The organism is Streptosporangium pseudovulgare, from assembly GCF_014648055.1.
Lineage (GTDB): Bacteria > Actinomycetota > Actinomycetes > Streptosporangiales > Streptosporangiaceae > Streptosporangium > Streptosporangium pseudovulgare.
In genome coordinates this window covers 127480-145615 of record NZ_BMQJ01000013.1, presented here as the reverse complement: position 1 = coordinate 145615, position 18136 = coordinate 127480, and the positions used below count along the sequence as shown (strand labels likewise).

At 73.4% G+C, this 18136-nt stretch carries 16 protein-coding genes; 10 read left to right on the top strand and 6 right to left on the bottom strand.

Features of this window, described 5'->3' with window-relative positions; genetic code table 11:
• The first annotated feature begins 68 nt into the window (after positions 1 to 68).
• Genes IEZ10_RS24780 through IEZ10_RS24760 form a run of 5 tightly spaced genes read left to right on the top strand, consistent with a single transcriptional unit; the run spans position 69 to position 7657 of the window.
• Complete coding sequence (locus IEZ10_RS24780) at positions 69 to 215, top strand: hypothetical protein (protein ID WP_189248914.1); 147 nt, start codon at positions 69 to 71, stop codon at positions 213 to 215.
• Positions 216 to 267: 52 nt separating this feature from the next.
• Entirely contained in the window at positions 268 to 2706 is a 2439-nt protein-coding gene (locus tag IEZ10_RS24775; protein WP_189248913.1) for a hypothetical protein, read from the top strand.
• Between the two features lie 14 nt (positions 2707 to 2720).
• Positions 2721 to 3917 carry a S8/S53 family peptidase gene (locus IEZ10_RS24770; RefSeq protein ID WP_189248912.1) on the top strand — a complete coding sequence of 399 codons (1197 nt, stop codon included), beginning with the start codon at positions 2721 to 2723 and terminating at the stop codon, positions 3915 to 3917.
• Positions 3918 to 3927: 10 nt separating this feature from the next.
• Positions 3928 to 5151: a beta propeller repeat protein gene (locus IEZ10_RS24765; protein WP_189248911.1), complete on the top strand. Its 1224-nt coding sequence runs from the start codon at positions 3928 to 3930 to the stop codon at positions 5149 to 5151.
• A gap of 1 nt (position 5152) precedes the next feature.
• The gene (locus tag IEZ10_RS24760; RefSeq protein WP_189248910.1) at positions 5153 to 7657 is read left to right on the top strand and encodes a S8 family serine peptidase; all 2505 of its coding nucleotides are present in this window, start codon (positions 5153 to 5155) and stop codon (positions 7655 to 7657) included.
• Between the two features lie 164 nt (positions 7658 to 7821).
• On the opposite strand, the gene IEZ10_RS24755 is transcribed toward IEZ10_RS24760, so the two are convergent.
• From IEZ10_RS24755 to IEZ10_RS24745, 3 genes are all read right to left on the bottom strand, one after another.
• Complete coding sequence (locus IEZ10_RS24755; protein WP_189248909.1) at positions 7822 to 8958, bottom strand: site-2 protease family protein; 1137 nt, start codon at positions 8956 to 8958, stop codon at positions 7822 to 7824.
• 145 nt (positions 8959 to 9103) lie between these two features.
• A complete protein-coding gene (locus tag IEZ10_RS24750; protein ID WP_189248908.1) occupies positions 9104 to 9319 on the bottom strand; it encodes a DUF1918 domain-containing protein in 216 nt (71 codons plus the stop codon).
• Between the two features lie 102 nt (positions 9320 to 9421).
• The gene (locus tag IEZ10_RS24745) at positions 9422 to 10012 is read right to left on the bottom strand and encodes an Rv1733c family protein (RefSeq protein ID WP_189248907.1); all 591 of its coding nucleotides are present in this window, start codon (positions 10010 to 10012) and stop codon (positions 9422 to 9424) included.
• A gap of 203 nt (positions 10013 to 10215) precedes the next feature.
• Here IEZ10_RS24745 and IEZ10_RS24740 point away from each other — a divergent pair, with 203 nt between their 5' ends.
• From IEZ10_RS24740 to IEZ10_RS24720, 5 genes are all read left to right on the top strand, one after another.
• The gene (locus IEZ10_RS24740; protein WP_179828590.1) at positions 10216 to 10857 is read left to right on the top strand and encodes a response regulator transcription factor; all 642 of its coding nucleotides are present in this window, start codon (positions 10216 to 10218) and stop codon (positions 10855 to 10857) included.
• Positions 10858 to 10909: 52 nt separating this feature from the next.
• Complete coding sequence (locus IEZ10_RS24735; protein WP_189248906.1) at positions 10910 to 11317, top strand: pyridoxamine 5'-phosphate oxidase family protein; 408 nt, start codon at positions 10910 to 10912, stop codon at positions 11315 to 11317.
• Positions 11318 to 11444: 127 nt separating this feature from the next.
• Positions 11445 to 12674: a cytochrome P450 gene (locus IEZ10_RS40035; RefSeq protein ID WP_189248905.1), complete on the top strand. Its 1230-nt coding sequence runs from the start codon at positions 11445 to 11447 to the stop codon at positions 12672 to 12674.
• Positions 12675 to 12762: 88 nt separating this feature from the next.
• The gene (locus IEZ10_RS24725) at positions 12763 to 13623 is read left to right on the top strand and encodes a universal stress protein (RefSeq protein ID WP_189248904.1); all 861 of its coding nucleotides are present in this window, start codon (positions 12763 to 12765) and stop codon (positions 13621 to 13623) included.
• A gap of 118 nt (positions 13624 to 13741) precedes the next feature.
• Positions 13742 to 14953 carry a cytochrome P450 gene (locus tag IEZ10_RS24720; protein ID WP_189248903.1) on the top strand — a complete coding sequence of 404 codons (1212 nt, stop codon included), beginning with the start codon at positions 13742 to 13744 and terminating at the stop codon, positions 14951 to 14953.
• A 47-nt stretch (positions 14954 to 15000) separates the two neighbouring features.
• Here IEZ10_RS24720 and IEZ10_RS24715 read toward each other — a convergent pair whose 3' ends face one another.
• The 3 genes from IEZ10_RS24715 to IEZ10_RS24705 form a co-directional block, all read right to left on the bottom strand.
• Positions 15001 to 15240, bottom strand: coding sequence for a hypothetical protein (locus IEZ10_RS24715; protein WP_189248902.1), 240 nt, complete (start codon positions 15238 to 15240; stop codon positions 15001 to 15003).
• Entirely contained in the window at positions 15237 to 16376 is a 1140-nt protein-coding gene (locus IEZ10_RS24710) for an inorganic phosphate transporter (protein ID WP_189248901.1), read from the bottom strand. The genes IEZ10_RS24715 and IEZ10_RS24710 overlap by 4 nt, the downstream gene beginning before the upstream one ends.
• A gap of 144 nt (positions 16377 to 16520) precedes the next feature.
• Entirely contained in the window at positions 16521 to 18095 is a 1575-nt protein-coding gene (locus IEZ10_RS24705; RefSeq protein ID WP_189248900.1) for an FAD-dependent monooxygenase, read from the bottom strand.
• Positions 18096 to 18136 lie beyond the last annotated feature (41 nt).

Here is an 18136-nt window from a genome sequence, read left to right as displayed (position 1 = left end):
CCTCTTCCGTATTAATTGGGTGATTTGCCGAATCGCGACGTAGGTGGGCCCGCTCGATCCTGATCTTCATGGGCAACGATCAGCCGGACACCGAGCCGGACACAGCGTCGGGCACGGTGCCGGACACGACACCCGATACCGAGCCGGACACCGCCGGGGAGCGGCAGCACCTCCCCGACGAGCCCCCGCCCGACGGCGCGCACGAGCCGCTGTGAACCACCACGTCGTCCGCCTGCCGTACCGGTGCGGGCAGAAAGCGGAACAGAGATGACAATGCACAGGTTGGGCTTCGCGCGCCTCCCGCGCCTGGCCACGACCGGCCTGGCGCTGGCGCTGGCAGGGACCGGCCTCGCCGGGCCCGCCGCGGCCGCCCCGCCGCGCGATCCCTCCGCGATCACCACGAACCCCGTGAACCCCACGGACCCTGTGAACCCCACAGGCCCCACGACCCGGCCCGGTAAGGCGAGCACCTCCACGGTGACGCTGCTGACCGGCGACCGCTTCCGGGTCGACGTCGACGAGCACGGCGGCCAGCAGGTCAGCCGGCTCCCCGGCGGCTCCCCGGCCGGCGGCACGTTCTCGCAGTTCACCCTCGGCGGCGACACCTACGTCGTGCCGTCCGAGGCGGTGCCGTACCTCGGCAAGACCATCGACATGCGCCTGTTCAACATCGGTTACCTCGTGCGGGCCAAGCTGGACGACGAACGCAGCGCGACCCTCCCCGTCACCGTGCGGGCCGGCCGCGCCCGGGCCGAGGCCCTGCCCGCCACCAGCGTCACCGCCGCCGCCGGCGGCGCGGCCACCGCGACGGTCACCAAGAAGGACGCCGCCGCGCTGGGCAGGCTGCTGGCCGAGACCTGGCGCGACGCGAAGGGCGCCGCCGTCGGCACGCTGCCCGACGTCGAGCGGATCGAGCTCGCCGTCCCCGAGGGCGCGCCCGAACCTCCGCCCTCGCCGCTGGCCGCCGACGCGCCCGCCACCAAGGCCGCCGCCGGGGGCCTGCGCTACCACATGCTGACCGTCGACTCGATCGACCGCGACGGCACTCCCGGCACGATGATCGGCGCGGTGCAGAACGTCGACGACGGGGCCCTGGCCACCTTCGGCTTCGCCTTCCCCGGCGAGGCCAAGAAGTCGTTCATGGTGCCCGAAGGCACCTACAGCATCATGGCCACCGTGCTCACCGCCCCGGGGACCGATCTCACGGCGAAGACCGCGCTGGTGATCAAGCCCGAGGTGCGGGTCACCTCCGACACCAGCGTGGTGCTGGACGCCCGGGACGCGGTGCCGTACCGGCCGGTTCTGGCCACGCCGCCGCAGGCGCCGCTGATCCGGTCCGACTCGCTGGCGTTCCTGCGCACCAGCGTCGCGGGCGACCGGACAGGCGTCAGCCCGTCCGGGATGGTGGCGGGCTTCCTGTGGCAGACCATCTCCGACCCGGTCACCGGCAGCCCCGACCTGTACGTCACCCCGACCAAGCCGGTCAAGCGGGGACGCTTCAACTTCGCGGGCTTCACCATGCTGGCCGAGAACGCCGACTCCGGCCCGCAGATGGGCGCGACCTACAAACTGGTCTTCCCCTACGGCGACGTCGTCCCGGCCACGATGACGCAGACCGTCAAGAAGTCGGAGCTGGCCGCGATGCGGTCGACGCTGTACAACACCGCATCCGACCACGCCTCGCCGGGCCCGCTCAACCGGCTGTCGTACGTGTTCCTGCCGTGGGGGTGGTCCGACGCCGGCCACGGCAACCTGCCGGCCACCGGAGAGCGCGTCGACTACGTCTACAGCACCAAGCCCGACCAGGTCTACTGGCAGCACGCCATGGGCACCGACACCCAGGAGCGCCTTTACGGCGTGCGCCGCAAGCTGCGTCCGGGCCAGGAGGTCCGCGAGGTGTGGAACCTCGGCCCCAGGACGCCGTCGGCGGGCGCCACCTACGTGCAGGAGGCCCGCCCCGGGATGGGCGGAACCCCGGACATGGAGGTGGACGAACCGCTGCTGCAGGTCTGCCTGGCCTGCCGGCAGGGCTCCCTCGGCACGGTCTACCTGACGGGATTCGCCGACTCCGAGCCGCTGCACTCGGCGGAGGAGCAGTACGCCGCGTCGCGGCTGACGTTCTACCGGGACGGCAAGCCCGCCTTCGACCTGGGCACCGGCGGCTACTCGCCCTACCTGCCCGCACCGGTGACGCTGCCGCTGCTGCCCCGCCCGGCGGACTACCGCCTGGTGTGGAACTTCGCCAGCCAGGCGAACGCCCAGTCGCAGAGCCGGACCGAGTGGACGTTCCGCGCCGGCCCCGGCGACACGGCCGCCGCGCTGCCCGACACCGTCCAGTGCGCCGACCCCACGCGGGGCTGCTCCTTCCTGCCGCTGTTGTTCGTGCACTGGAATCTGGCGCTCGACTTCGACTCCCGGGCCGAGGCCGGGCAGGCGTTCGACGTCGGCTTCCGGGTCTCGCACCAGGAGCACCAGGCCCCGCCCACCCGCGTGACGGCCACGGTCGAGGTGTCCTACGACGACGGCAAGACCTGGTCGGAGCCGAAGGCCGCCACCGCCGGGCCCGGCGGCACGTTCACCGCGCCGATCACACACCCGGACTACTCCGAGCCGGTCCGCTGGGTGTCGCTGCGGGTCACGGCGCAGGCCGCCGGCGGCGGCACCGTCACCCAGACCAACATCCGCGCCTACCGGCTCGCCGGCTGACCGGGAGACATGACATGCGCATCCATCGGATGACGACGCTCGGCGGCGTGGTGGCGATGCTGCTCACCACGCTGACCCCGCTGACCTCGCTCGCCCCGGCCGCCTCGGCCGCCGCCGCGCCGCCGGCCGCGAACGCCGCCTGCCCCCAGGACACCGGGCAGGCGACGTGCCTGCTGCGCGCCGCCGCCGGCGGCGGCGACCGCCCGCTGCCGAACGGCGCCGCCACCACCGGCGGCGGGCCGCTGACCGCCAAGGACCTGCAGGAGGCCTACCGGCTGCCCGCGGACTGGCTGGGCGGCGGCCAGACCGTGGCCATCGTGTCCCCGTACGACAACGTCGCGGCCGAGGACGAACTGGCCGAGTACCGCAAGGTCAACGGCATGCCCCCGTGCGACGCCGACTTCCCCTGCTTCAGGAAGGTCAACCAGCGCGGCGGCGACACCCCGCCGGCCCCGAGCCCCGCCTGGTCGCTGCACGGCACCATCGGGTTGGAACTCGCCGCGGCCGCCTGCCCCAACTGCAAGCTCCTGCTGGTGCAGGCCGACGACGAGTCCCTGGCCAGCATGGCGGCGGCCGTGGACCAGGCCGCCGCCCAGGGCGCCACCGCGGTCGTGCCCATGTGGGGCGTGGCCGAGCACGAGGGCCAGGGCGCGCAGGCCGCCCACTTCGACCACGCCCGCACCGCCGTCGTCGCCCCCTCGGGCATGGGCTTCAACAGCGGCGGACGCCAGACCGTCCCGGCGGCCTACCCGTCGGTGATCGCCGTCGGCGGCACCCAGCTCCACCGGGACCCGGCCACCGCTCGCGGGTGGAACGAGTCCGTCTGGCGCGACACCGCCTCCGGCTGCTCGATGTACGAGCTCCGCCCGGCCTGGCAGCCGCGCGGAGCCTGCGGGACCCGGCGCACCGTGGCCGACGTCTCGGCGGTGGCCTCCGCCGACACCCCGATCCAGGTCTACAGCTCCCGCCTGGGCGGGTGGGGCACCGCCGCGGGCACCCCCGTCGCGGCGGCGTTCATCGCCGGCGTGTACGGCCTGGCCGGCACGGACTCGGCCACCCCGGCCGGCAAGCGGCTCTACGCCGCCTCCCGGTACCTGAACGACATCACCGCGGGAAGCAACGGCACCTGCGGCGGCGGCATCTGCACCGCGGTGCGCGGTTACGACGGGCCCAGCGGCATGGGCACCCCCAACGGCACCGGCGCCTTCTAGGAGACCCCTGATGCGAACACCACGATCCCCGCGCCGGCGGTTGCGGCGCGCCACCGTCGCGGCCGGCCTGACCGCCCTGCTCGGCACGGCCCTCACCGCGATCACCACCACCCCGGCCGGCGCCGGCGCGCCGGCGGGCTGCGCGCCCACCTGGAAGATGCTCGACGCTCCCGCGAGCGAGGGCGTCGTCGACGTCGACGTGGTCGCCCGCGGCGACGTGCGCTTCTCCGAGCAACTCGGCGGGGGCGTCCGGTCGCTGCGCTGGAACGGCCGCTCCCTGGTCGAGAACGGCCCGCAGATCCCCGTGCCCGCGCGGACCGCGAACCGCTTCCAGGTGGGCAGCGGCTCGTTCGACGCCACCGGCGGCTGGACACTCGTCAACCTGCACGGCCCCTACCAGCCGGACGGCACCGGTGTGCTGGCCCGCCTCGACGGCGGGCGCTGGACGCTCACCCCCGCCGGGGTGTCGCACAACCCCGAGACCGGCCCGTCGTGGCTGTCGGACGTCGCCACGGTGGACCCCGCCCAGGCGTGGGCGGTGGGCCGCACCGAGGGGACGGAGGGCGGCGCGCTCATCCAGCGCTGGGACGGCACGGAGTGGACGGCGGCCGACCACCCCGCCGCCCGCAACGCCTGGGCGAGCCTGCGGTCGGTGAAGGCGGTGTCGGCCACCGACGTCTGGTCCGCCGGGTACCGCAGAAACGAGCAGACCGGCAAGTACCAGCCGCTGGTCCTGCACTACGACGGCACGGCCTGGACCGACGCCGCGCTGCCGGACACCGGCCCGGAAGGGATGCTGTACGCGGTCGCCGCGTCCGGCCCCGACGACGTCTGGGCGGCGGGCATCTCCGGCAGCCAGAGCAACCCGAAGCCGCTCCTGCTCCGCTGGGACGGACAGAGCTGGACCACGATGACCCCGCCGCCGATGGGCCCCTACGGCAGCGAAATCCGCAACCTGTACGCGCCCGCTCCCGGCAGGCTGTGGGCCATCACCAACGACAGCAGCAAGGGCGTGTTCCACCTGCAACATTGGGACGGCGCCGCCTGGCAGGAGGCCAAGCCTCAGGGCGAGCAGCCGGAGGCGTACGGATTCTTCTTCTTCGACGTGGACGGCAGCGGCCCCGACGACGTGTGGCTGGCGGGTTCCTCCTACCGGACGGAACCCTCCGAGATCGGCTACCCGCAGGTGCTGTCCCGCCGCCTGATCGCCCACCTGAGCTGCGGGAGCAAGTGACGTGAGATTCCCCCGTACGGCGCCCGCGCTGGCGTGCGCCCTGAGCATGCTGGGCTCCGCCCTGACCGGCGCCACCCCGGCGCGGGCCGCCGGGGACGAGCCGGTGATCGCCCCGGCCGTGCTGGCGAGCTTCGCCGAGCACGCCACCACGGACTTCTGGGTGCGCATGTCGGGCAAGGCCGACCTCGCGCCCGCGGCGAAGGCCAAGAGCCGTACCGCCCGCGGTCAGGACGTCGTCGACCGGCTGCACGCCAACGCCGACCGCGCCCAGGAGCCGCTGCGCAGGCTGCTGAAGGCCGAGGGCGTGAAGTCCGACGCGTTCTGGGTCACCAACGCCGTCTACGTGGAGAACGCCTCCGAGGCGCTCGCCAAGAAGATCGCGAAGCTGCCCGGCGTCGAGGAGATCCGCGCGCCCGCGACGTACACCATCCCCGAGCCGGTCCGGAGCGAGCCCTCCGGGGCCGCCGCCGCGACGGGGCTCCCCTGGGGCGTGTCCAACATCAACGCCGATGACGTGTGGGAGCGGACCGGCCGCCGCGGCGAGGACATCGTCATCGCCAACATCGACTCCGGCGTGCAGTACGACCACCCCGCGCTGGTCAGGAACTACCGGGGCAACAACGGCGACGGCACCTTCACCCACGACTACAACTGGTTCGACCCGCTCGGCGAGTGCGGGAGCGACGCGCCGTGCGACCTGAACTCCCACGGCACCCACACCATGGGCACCATGGCGGGCGACGACGGCCAGGGCAACCGGATCGGCGTCGCCCCGGGCGTGCGCTGGATGGCCGGCAAGGGCTGCTCCAGCGACACCTGCTCGGAGCGGGCCCTCGTCGCGGCCTCGCAGTGGATGCTCGCACCCACCGACCTGTCCGGCGCCCACCCGGATGTGTCCAAGCGACCGCACATCGTCAACAACTCCTGGGGTGCGCCGCTGACCACCCAGCCGTTCATGGAGGACATCCAGCTCGCCTGGGCGGCCTCCGGCATCATGGGCGTCTGGTCCAACGGCAACGACGGCCCCGGCTGCCAGACCTCCGGAACGCCCGGAGGCCGCATCATCAACTACGCGGTCGGCGCGTACGACGTCGACAACAAGATCGCGAGCTTCTCCAGCCGCGGCCCCGGCCAGGACGGCGAGATCAAGCCGAACATCTCCGCCCCCGGCGTGAGCGTCCGCTCGTCGGTCCCCGGCGGCGGCTACGCCTTCTACGACGGCACCTCGATGGCGGCGCCGCACGTCGCCGGAGCGGTCGCGCTGCTGTGGTCGGCCCGCCCCGAGTACGCCCGCGACATCGAGGGCACCCGCCTGCTGCTGGACCTGTCGGCCATCGACACCGACGACACCACCTGCGGCGGCACGGCGGCCGACAACGCCGTCTACGGTGAGGGCCGCCTGGACGCCCTGGCTCTGGTCGACGCCGGCACGAACGGCACCGCCACGCTGGCGGGCACCGTCACCGACGCCGCCACCGGCAAGCCGGTCCAGGGCGCCACCGTCACCGTCACCGGCCCGCTGACCCGCACCTCCACCCTCGGTGCCGAAGGCGCCTACGACTACGCGCTCATCGCGGGCGAGTACCACGTCAAAGCCGAGGCGTTCGGCTACCAGACCACGACCGCGGCCGTCACGCTGAGCAAAGACGACTCCGCCACCCGGGACATCGCGCTACCGCCGACCACCCGGATCGACCTGACCGGCACCGTCGCCGACGGCTCCGGCCTCGGCCGCGGGCTCGCCGCGGAGATCACCGCCGACGACGGCAAGGGCCACACCTGGAGCGCCGAGTCCGACCCCGGCACCGGCGCCTACAGGCTGCCCCTGCTCCCGTCGCTGGCCTATACCGTCACCATCCGCTCCACCGAACCCGGCTACGACCCGGCCGTCCGCCAGGTCACCATGGGCGAGACGGGCGGGCGGCTCGACGTCGGCCTGACCGTCTCCCTGGCCTGCGTCGCCCGAGGCTACGAGGTGGTCCGCGACGGCAGCACCCAGCCGTTCGACGGCACCGCCAAGCCCAAGGGCTGGACCGTCACCGACATCGATCCCCGCATCCCCAACTACGCCTACCAGCCCGGCTGGGTCTTCACCGACGCCGGCAAGCGGGGCAACCACACCGGCGGCAAGGGCGGCTTCGCCATCGTCGACTCCCTGCACTCCGGCAAGGGCCATATCCAGGACACCTACCTGACCAGCCCCTCCTACAACCTGACCGGCCGGACCACGGCCACCCTCGAGTTCGCCCACGACCTGAAGCCGGCGGTCAACTCCACGACCGGCGTGGACCTCAGCGTGGACGGGGGCCGCACCTGGAAGACCGTCTGGTCGGCCAAGGGCTTCCCCGGCGCCCCCGGCCCGGCCGTCCACGTCGTCCCGCTGGCCGCCGCCAACGGGCAGGCCGACGTCAAGGTCCGTCTCCACTACCGGGGGCAGCTGTCCGGTTGGTGGGCCGTCGACGACCTGTTCGTCGGCGACCGCGCCTGCCGGCCCGCGGCGAGCTGACCCTCCGCCGCTCAGCGCGACCCCCGGGCCCCGCCCGGGGGTCGCCCTGTGTGTGCACATCTTCCCGCGGGTCATGTGGCGGACAGGGCGTCATCTGGTCGCACGGCCGCTGCCGATCACCAAGGGGGCCGCGCTCCGGCCCGGCGCGACTTCGAAGACGCGCCCTAGGCGTCGTGGCGCTGCGCGCCCGCCGTGGCGCGCAGCGACGCCTGCAGCATGATCCTGGCCACGTCCGCCGCGGTGACCATGCCGACCACCCGCCCGCCCTCGCACACCACCGCGGCCACCTCCCCGCCACCGGCCGACAGCACGCCCACCGCCGGATCCTGCGCTTGCAGCACCCGCCCGGCCGGCAGCGGCCGCATGATCTGTGAGACGCGCACCTCGCCGCGCCGCTCCGCCGGCACCGCGCACAACGCCGCCAGCGACACCGTGCCGACCGGCGCGCCGGAGAAGTCCACCACCGGGAAGACGCTCTGCGCCGACCGCAGCGCCACCGTCCCGGCGAAGGCGCCCACCTCCAGCCACGCCGGCGCCTGGTCCACCCCGGAGGTCATCACCTCCCGCACGCTCAAGCCCTCAAGCCCCGACTGGGCCGAGCGGGCCAGCCCCTCGCTGCGGGCGCTGCCGGACAGAAACCAGCCGATCAGCGCCGTCCACAACCCGCCGACCGGCGACCACACCAGCGTCTGCACCACTCCCGCGGCGATCAGTGCCATGCCCAGCGACTGCCCGGCCCGCGCCGCCACCCGGTCGGCCCGTCCCCGGTCCCCGCAGCGCCACCACAGCACCGCGTGCAGCACCCTGCCGCCGTCCAGCGGCGCACCCGGCAGCATGTTGAACACCGCCAGCACCCCGTTGACCGTGGCCAGCCACACCAGCGCCGACCACACCAGCGGCACCCCCCGCGCCGCCGCCGCCACCGCCAGCGCCGCCACCGCGACCAGCGCGCTCGTCACCGGCCCCGCCAGGCTGATGCGCAGCTCCGCCCGCGGCGAGCCCACCTCACCGTCGAACTCCGTCACCCCGCCCAGCAGCCACAGCGTGATCGACTTCACGCTCACCCCCGCCCTCCGGGCCACCAGGGCGTGCGCCAGCTCGTGCGCCAGCAGCGAGGCGAAGAACACCGGTGACGTCACCGCGGCGGCCACCCAGTACAGCTGCGGCGCCAGCCCCGGCGCCGAGACGGGCAGCACCGCCGTACCCAGGATCACCGCGATCAACGCGACGATCAGCAGCGCGGACCAGTGGGCCCCCACCGGGACCCCCGCCACGCGTCCCAGACGCAGCGTCGGATTCACCCCTCAAGCGTGAACCGCCACCGCGCCCGCAGTCCAGAGGCCTTCGCCCCGCACCCGCCGGGACCTTCGTCGCCTCCGGTGCCCCCACCGGCCGGCGCCGCCCCTTTTCCCGCGGGTGAGGGGGCGGCGCCGGCCGGTGGGCCGGTCACGACGCCGGCAGTGCGGCCTCGCGTCCCCGCCCGGCCTCCACATGCGCGTCCGGGCCGGGGAACACCAGGCTCTCGTGCTCGGCGCCCTCCCAGCGCACCACGTACGGCGGCTCCCCGCCGGGATGACGCAACTCCACGATCACACCGATCCGCCGTCCCTCACCCGTATGGGCCCCCTCGACGATGAGCCGGTCCCCCACCTGTGCCTTCATCACACGTCCTTTCCGTTCGCTTCCCCTGAAAAAAGGGGGGCGATCCCCCTCCTCGCAGTTCCCGGCCCGGCGGCCGGGAAGAACCACGGCCGGCCCGGCGCCTCACGCCTGCCGCCTGCGGCGCCAGCGCTGGTCGGCCAGCGCCCACGCCCGCTCCCACTCGGCCGCCCGGTGCCGGTTCAGCAGCCCCCGCAGCCCCGCGACACCCAGCAGCAGCAGCGCCGCCGCCCATCCGACCAGGGTCACCACCGCGAACACGGTGTCCAGGACCGTCTTGACATGGCTCTGCGGCGCCGACGTCGGCCTGCCCGACGTGTCCAGCCACACCCGGGTGTGCGTCCCGGCCCCCACATCCGGCGGCAGCGTCACCTTCGCCGTGCGCACCGCCCCCTCGGCCGTGCTCCAGCGCACCGTCCGCACCCGCCACTGCGGACCCGTCTCCGGCGCCTTCGGCGCGTCCACCACCTGCGCGGTCACCGGCACCCGGTGACCCGGCCCGCTCAGCTCCGCCCGCATCCCCCCGGCGTACACCTGCCGCCCCAGCGCCATCGCCGGCCACAGGCACGCCACGAACAACACGACGGCCACCAGCAGCGCCACCGTCTCCAGCCGGTCCGAACCCCTGCGCAGCGGATTGCCGTCGAACCGGTGCAGGTTCAGGCGGCACCTCGCCCACCGAGTAACGCAGCGCATCGGGCCACCTCCCGCGGCCGACATCCACAATCCCCAGCATTCGGCACATTTCCAGCGTTCGGTGCGCCACACTCCACCTGCCAGGGTCTTTTGACGCCCCCGCCCGGGACCTTAGACCTCCCAGACCAACCCTCGCCCCGGTCACGCCCAACCCGGGACCTTCGTCCCTACCACCGCCGCCGCCCGGCCGCTACCGTGCACCTATGATTCGCGTGTTCCTTGTAGACGACCACGAAGTCGTACGCCGGGGCGTCGCCGCCCTGCTCGAGTCCGAAGGCGACATCGATGTGATCGGCGAAGCCGGAACCGCCGAATCCGCCATCGCCCGCATCCCCGCCCTCAAACCCGACGTCGCCGTCCTCGACGTCCGCCTGCCCGACGGCAGCGGCATCGACGTCTGCCGCGAGGTCCGCTCCAAGATGCCCGACCTGGCCTGCCTGATGCTCACCTCCTTCGCCGACGACGAAGCCCTCTTCACCGCCGTCATGGCCGGCGCGGCCGGATACGTCCTCAAGCAGATCCACGGCTCCGACCTCGTCGGCGCCGTCCGCACCGTCGCCGCCGGCCAGTCCCTCCTGGATCCCCAGACCACCGCCTCCATGCTCGCCCGCCTGCGCGACCAGGCCGCCCGCAAGGACCCCCTCGCCGCCCTGTCCGACCAGGAGCGCCACATCCTCGAACTCATCGGCGAGGGAATGACCAACCGCCAGATCGGCGAACGCCTCTACCTCGCCGAGAAGACCGTCAAGAACTACGTCTCCAACCTGCTGGCCAAGCTCAACATGCAGCGCCGCACCCAGGCCGCCGCCCTCGCCGCCCGTCTCAAGGCCGACCACCACGAATGACGGGACCTTCGCCTCTTACCCGACCCCGAAGACGATCGGCACCCTGAACCACATGAAAGTCGATTCCGCCGGCCTGCACGTACTCTCCCGCCAGGAGTGCATGCGACTGCTGTCGACCACCCCCATCGGCCGGATCGTCTTCACCGACCGCGCCCTGCCCGCCGTCCAGCCCGTCAACTTCTGCCTCCACCACGGCGACATCGTCATCCGCACCAACGCCGGCTCCAAACTCGCCGCCGCCACCCGCCACGCCGTCGTCGCCTTCGAAGCCGACGACTTCGACCTCCGCACCCGAACCGGCTGGTCCGTCACCGCCGTCGGCCGCGCCCGCGCGGCCAGCGACCCCGACGAGATCACCCGCCTGGCCGCCCTGCCCCTCACCCCATGGGCGCCCGGCCAGCGCGACCACTACATCATCGTCACCGCCGAGCAACTCTCGGGCCGCCGCCTCCACCGCTGAAGAAGACCCCGCGCCCCGGCAACCGCCCGGCCCGCCCCCCTCTCTCGGCCCGCTCCCCTCGCCCGCGGCCCACGGCACCCCGCGGCACCTGCCGTTTGCCGTCCCCGGCCCCGGGCAGACCCGCACCATGCCGTTTTCCGACCACACCCTGCCCCTGCTCACCGAAGGCTACGCCTGGCTGCCCGAACGCCGCCGCATCCAGGGCTCCACCGTCGCCACCCGCCTCATGGGCCGCCGCGCCACCGCCGTCCACGGACCCGACGCCGTCCGCTTCTTCTACGACGAGAACCACATCCGCCGTCACACCGCCCTGCCCGAACCCATCAAAAGCACCCTCTTCGGCCACGGAGCCGTCCACACCCTCGACGCCGCCGCCCACCGCGTCCGCAAGGCCATGTTCACCTCCCTCATGACCGACGACGGCATAGCCCGCCTCAACGACCACGCCGCCGCCGCGTGGGACAAGGCCACCGCCGCCTGGAACGGCCCGCGACCCGTCACCCTCTTCGACGAGGTCGGCCGCATCCTCACCCGCGCCGCCTGCCGCTGGGCCGGCGTCCCCCTCGACGACGCGGACGTCCCCGCCACCGCCCGCGACCTCCTCGCCCTCGTCGACGGCTTCGCCACCCTCGGCCCCCGCCACTGGAGGGCCCGCGCCGCCCGGATCCGCCTCGAGAACCGGCTGGCCCGCCTCATCCACGACACCCGCACCGGCGCCGCCCCCACACCACCGCCCGGCACCCCCCTGGCAGCCGTCGCCACCCACCGCGACGCCGACGGCCACCCTCTCGGCGACCGCCTCGCCGCCGTCGAGCTCCTCAACCTCATCCGTCCCACCGTCGCCGTCACCTGGTACGTCGCCTTCGCCGCCCACGCCCTGCACCGCCACCCCCACCACCGCGCCGCCCTGCGCACCGGCGACGAGGCCCACACCCACGCCTTCGCCCAGGAGACCCGCCGCTTCTACCCCTTCGCCCCCTTCGTCGGCGGCAAAGCCGTCACCGACCTCACCTGGGAAGGCCACCGCATCCCCGAAGGCTCCCTCGTCCTGCTCGACATCTACGGCCACAACCACGACCCCCGCCTGTGGCCCGACCCCCACGCCTTCGACCCCGGCCGCTTCCTCAACCGCCCCACCGGCGAGTCCGACCTCATCCCCCAGGGCGGCGGCGACCCCCGCACCGGCCACCGCTGCCCCGGCGAGGCCATCACCCTCACCCTCCTGCAGACCCTCACCACCCGCCTGGCCCGCCTCGACCACGATGTGCCCGACCAGGACCTCACCATCAGCCTGCGCCGCATCCCCACCCGCCCCGCCAGCGGCTATCTCCTGGCCAACGCCCGCCCCGCCGTCTGACGGCCCCACCCGGGGACTTTCGCCCCTACCCCCGCCCGCCCCCGGCCGCCCACCCTGGAAAACGAACCCCCCACGGCCGGGAGGGACCATGACACGACCCGTCATCGCCGGCGCCGACGGCTCAGCCTCCTCACTGCGAGCCGTCATGTGGGCCGCCCAGGAAGCCGCCCTCAGAGAAGCACCCCTGCTCATCGTCCACACCGCCCTCCGCTGGACCAGCAACGTCCCCCTCGTCCCCCAGCCCCATCACTGGGGAGCGGCCGCCGAAGCCACCGCCTGGGAACTCCTGCGCCAGGCCGCCGAACGCGCCCAGACCGGCACCGACGTCCAGCACGTCACCACCGAGATCGCCGACGGCCCCGCGGCCGAAGCCCTCGCCGACGCCGCCCGCCACGCCCAGCTCCTCGCCGTCGGCACCCGCGGCCGCGGCGGCTTCGCCGGACTCCTCCTCGGCTCCGTCAGCCGCGACCTCGCCACCCGCTGCCCCTGCCCCCTCGTCGTCGTCGGCCCCCCGCCCCCCGGCCGGCCCACCCACATCGTCGTCGGCGCCACCGGGGAACCCGGCCAGGAACCCGTCCTGGAATTCGCCTTCGAAGAAGCCCTGCTACGCGAGCTCCCCCTGCGCGCCGTACACGCCTGGACCCACCCCCACGCCACCCCCGGACGGCCCCAGCCCCTCGTCTACGACATCGACGCCGTCGGCCGGGAAGAAGCCCTCCTGCTCGCCGAGGCCATCGCCGGCTGGCGCGAGAGATTCCCCGGCGTCACCCTCACCGAGCACACCCTGCACACCCACCCCGCCAAAGCCCTCATCGACGCCTCCCACGAGGCCGAGCTCGTCGTCGCCGGCGCCACCGCCCGCCGCGCCGCCGTCCTCGGCCCCACCACCTCCATCCTCCTGCACCACTCCCACGCCCCCGTCGCCGTCATCCGCCACCCCACCCCCTGACCCGAAAACCCTCAACACCCCACAAAGAACCATCAACCCGGCGTGCCACCACCCCACCCCCGGAAACACTCCTCATCGACCGCCACCGCGGCACCCGACCACGAGGAGACCAGGGCCCATGACCCACGCCACGCCACGCCCCGACACCCTCCCCACCACCCGCCCCAACCACTTCGACCCCCCGCCCCAGCTCCTGCACTGGGCCCGCCAGGCCCCCATCCGCCCCCTCACCTACGCCGACGGCCACCAGGGATGGCTCGCCACCGACCCCGCCGTCATCCGCGCCATCCTCACCCACCCGCACTTCAGCAACCGCCCCGAGCACCTCCATCTGCCCGTCGACCCCTACTCCACCCAACGCCGAAGACAACACCGCCCCGGCTTCTTCCTCCAGGCCGACCCACCCGAGCACACCCGCTACCGCCGCCGCCTCATCGGCCACTTCACCGTCCGCCGCATGAAAGCCCTGCGCCCCCGCATCGAAGCCATCACCACCCACCACCTCGACGCCATGTGCCACCACGGCCCACCCGTGGACCTCGTCCCCGCCTACGCCCTGCCCGTCCCCTCACTCGTCATCTGCGAGCTCCTCGGCGTCCCCTACACCGACCGCGCCCGCTTCCAGCGCGACTCCCGCACCCTCCTCAGCCTCGCCTCGACCCCCCAGCAGGCCGACGCCGCCCTCGACGACCTCACCGCCTACCTCCGCGACCTCACCCATCACAAACACGCCCACCCCGCAGACGACCTCATCACCGACATGACCCGCGACGCCGGCCTCACCCACGAAGAGATCACCAACATCTCCGTGCTCCTGCTCGTCGCCGGCCACGAGACCACCGCCAACATGATCGCCCTCGGCGTCTTCGCGCTCCTGGCCGACCCCGCCCAGCTCGCCACCGTCCGCGACGACCCCGCCGCCACCCACACCGCCGTCGAGGAACTCCTGCGCTACCTCACCATCGTCCACCTCGGCCCCGTACGCGCCGCCACCCGCGACACCGACATCGGCGGTCACCGCATCACCGCCGGCCAGTGCGTCACCCTCGCCCTGGCCGCCGCCAACCGCGACCCCCGCCAGCACCCCGACCCCGGCACCCTCGACGTCACCCGGCCGCCCACCGGCCACCTCGCCTTCGGCCACGGCATCCACCAATGCCTCGGCCAGCATCTGGCCCGCACCGAACTCGCCGTCGCCTACCCCGCCCTGCTACGCCGCCTGCCGACCCTCCGCCTCGCCGTACCGCCCCACACCATCCCCATCCGTGCCCACACGGCCATCTACGGGGTCGATCACCTTCCCGTCACCTGGCAGGAGCCCGCCGGGTGACATCCACGCCGGCGCCTCCGCCCGCGTCGGCACCGGCGGGCGTGCCCTCACTCTAGGCTCCCCCGCCCGGTCAGCATCAGCCGCAGCCCCACCACCACCCCGGCCACCGCCACCAGGAAGCACACCACCGCGAGCACCCATCCCGCCGCCCGGCGCCCTCCGCCCCGCCGTGCCGCCGAGACACCCGCCACACCCAGCGCGTACACCGTCACCCAGCCCACCCCACCGGCGAACGCCACCAGCACCACCCGCAGGAACTCCCTCATCTCACCGTCGAACACCGTCACGCCTCCTCCCACTTCATCCGGCGTCCCCTCCGCTCGGCATTGACGTTGGAGGCGTTCACCGGCCGCAGATCGGCCGCCACGTAGAACCAGAACGCCGCCACCAGCGCCAGGACGAACATCAACCCCACGCCCTGCATCCCGCCGACCCACTGCGCCCCCCACCACACCAGCGCCCCCAGCACCGCCGCGCCCGGCAACGTCACCAGCCACACCACCGCCAGCTCCGCGACCACCCTCCAGCGCACCCTCGACAGCCCCTGGTGCATCCCCGCGCCGACCACCGAACCGCAGCACACCTGCATCGTCGACAACGGGAACCCCGAATCCGACGCCACCAGGATCAACGCCGCCGACCCGCTCTCCGCCGTGAACCCCTCCGCGCCCCGGATCCGCACCAGCCCCCGGCCCACCGTACGGACTATCCGCCATCCCCCGAAGAAGGTCCCCGCCGCCATCGCCGCCGCGCTGCTCACCACCACCCACCCCGCGGGAGCCTCACCCGCGCCCACCGCGCCCCCGGTGACCAGCGCCAGCATGATCACACCCATCGTCTTCTGCGCGTCGTTCGTCCCGTGCGCCAGCGCCACCAGCGACGCCGAGCCGATCTGCCCCACCCGGAAGCCCCGTTCCCGCATCCCCTCCGGCACGCTCCGCGTCACCCACCGCACCGCCCACGACCCGGCGCCCGCCACCAGCATCGCCGCCACCGGGGACAACAGCGCCGGCAGCAGCACCACCGACACCACCCCCATCCCCTTGACGGCCGACGCCCCCACCGCCACGAACGCCGCCCCCACCAGCCCGCCGACCAGCGCGTGCGAAGAACTCGACGGCATCCCCAGATACCACGTCACCAGATTCCACAGCATGCCGCCCATCAGCCCCGCGAAGACGACCGGCAACGTGATCACCCTGCTGTCCACGATCCCCTCGGCCACCGTCGCCGCGACCTCCAGCGACAGGAAGGCCCCGGCGAAGTTCAGCACCGCCGACAGCCCCACCGCCGCGTACGGCCGCAACGCCCCCGTCGCCACCGACGTCGCCACCGCGTTCGCCGCGTCGTGGAATCCGTTGGTGAAGGCGAAGACCAATGCCGCGGCCACCACCACCGTCAGCAGCAAAGGCCCCGTGTCCATGCCAGACCCCTGGGCATCAAAAAGCCTAGATAATCGGGAAAAATAGTAAGAAACACGAAAAATCGGTTATGAGGTGGAGCTGTGTGCTTCGGGGCCGGACCGGGCGGGCCGCCTGTGCCGCACCCGGCCGGTGTCTGATCCGCGTCAGGGTGTGCCGAACCAGTGGGAGAGCGCTTCGCGCAACGCGGGTGCGGCGGTGCCGGCGGGTTCGCCGACGGGTGCGGCCCAGGCGATGTGGGCGTCCGGGCGGATCAGCAGGGCGTCGGCCGGACGGTCGCCGGTCTTGGCGGTGTGGACGTCGATGCGATCCTTCCAGTCATGGGCGGCCTCGCGCAGGTCCGGGCGGCCGGCGAGGTCGAGCAGGACGGGTCTGGCGGGGTGCATGAGCTGGGCGAGGCTGGTCACGCCATCGTCGGCGTGCAGGGTGAGGTCCGGGGCGAAGGTGCCGGTCAGCGGGTGGTGGCCCGAGCCGGGCATGGGGTAGCGGAGGTCGGTGCCGGCGACGAGGGCTCCCATGCGGCGCAGCGGCTGCTCGTCGCCGAGCAGTTCCTGGAACACCTCGCGCAGGGCTTCGGCGGCCGCGTCGTGGCCGCGCCGCAACGCCACCTGGGCCCGGGTGTGCAGCATGGTGCGGGCGCCGGCGAGGTGGCGTTCGGTGTGGTAGGTGTCCAGCAGGCCGAGCGGGGCCCGGCCGTGCAGGTCGGCGGCCAGTTTCCAGGCAAGGTTGACGGCGTCCAGCATGCCCGCGTTGAGCGCCACTCCGGTGGCCGGGAACAGGTGGGCCGCGTCCCCGGCCAGCAGGATCCGGCCTTTCCTGTAGTGGTCGGCCTGGCGGGCCTTGAAGGTGAAGCGGGACAGCCGGGTCGTTCCGGCGATCGGCAGGTGTGCGCCGAGCACGCGGTGGATGCTGTCCTGGAGTTCGGTGACGGTCATCGGGACGTCGTCGTCGTACTCGACGCTCTCGTCCTCGATGGTGTAGAGGGAGACGCTCGTGGCGCCGGGTGCGGAGCCGAGGCCGAGCAGGCCGTGGTCGGTGCGGGTGAAGCCGGCGCGGACCGTGCCGAAGCCGGGGACGTCGAGGTCGCCGTTGCCGAGCACGGTCACCGAATCGGGCAGGGTGACCTGGGCCAGCCGGTTGACCTCCGGGTAGACGGTGCCGGGGAAGCCGATCCCGGCCCGGTCACGGACGCGGCTGCGCGCGCCGTCGCAGCCCACCAGGTAGCGGGCCCGCACCCGGTACGGCCCGTCCGGGCCGCGCACGTCCACGCTGACCACGGTCTCGTCCTGGCTGATGCCGGTGACCTCGTGCCCGCGCCGGACGTCGGTCTCGAGCTCGGCGGCGCGCTCGTCGAGCAGCCGCTCCAGCAGTTGCTGCGGTAGTGGCAGCGCATGCAGCGGCGGGTCGGCGAGCTGGGTGAAGTCCAGATGCACGCCGCCGAACGGGAACCGGGGCGCGGGCGGCGGTCCCGGGCAGGCGGCCTCGAAGCGCTCCAGCAGGCCGCGGTAGCGCAGCAGTTCCAGGATCTGCCCGCCCAGGCCGCCTGCCTTCGGGGTGTCGCGGCGGTGCGGCTGCCGCTCGAGCACCAGCGGCCGCACCCCGGCCAGCCGCAGCTCGGCGGCCAGCATCAGGCCGGTCGGACCGGCTCCCACAATGATCACATCGGCGTTGGTCACCTGACTGCCTTCCTCGTCATTCGTCCTCGTCGTCAGCGTGCGCATGTCGTTGCTTTCCGGTCCGCTGATCCCGGGCCCGGCCGATG